The following is a 452-nucleotide window of genomic DNA, read 5'->3' as shown; positions in this document are numbered from 1 at the left end:
GTGGAACCAGTCGAGCCGGTCGGGCCAGTCGCACCCGTCGCCCCGGTGGAACCAGTCGAGCCGGTCGGGCCAGTCACACCCGTCGCACCCGTGGAACCAGTCGCCCCAGTCGAGCCGGTCGCACCCGTGGAACCAGTCGAGCCGGTCGGGCCAGTCGCACCCGTCGCACCCGTGGAGCCGGTCGCCCCAGTCGAGCCGGTCGCACCCGTGGAACCAGTCGGTCCGGTCGGGCCAGTCGCACCCGTCGCCCCGGTGGAACCAGTCGAGCCGGTCGGGCCAGTCGGTCCAGTCGCACCCGTCGCCCCGGTGGAGCCAGTCGAGCCGGTCGGGCCAGTCGCACCCGTCGCCCCGGTGGAGCCAGTCGAGCCGGTCGGGCCAGTCGCCCCGGTCGCACCCGTGGAACCAGTCGCCCCAGTCGAGCCGGTCGCACCCGTGGAACCAGTCGAGCCGGT

Annotated in this window: 1 pseudogene; it reads right to left on the bottom strand. The window is 74.3% G+C overall.

The annotated features are described in order from the left end of the window. Positions 1–452 (bottom strand): annotated as a pseudogene (locus tag SKC42_RS27475) (hypothetical protein); the annotation flags it as partial.

Source organism: Mycobacterium sp. 050134 (genome assembly GCF_036409085.1).
Classification (GTDB): Bacteria; Actinomycetota; Actinomycetes; order Mycobacteriales; family Mycobacteriaceae; genus Mycobacterium.
This window is presented reverse-complemented; position numbering and strand designations above follow the sequence as displayed.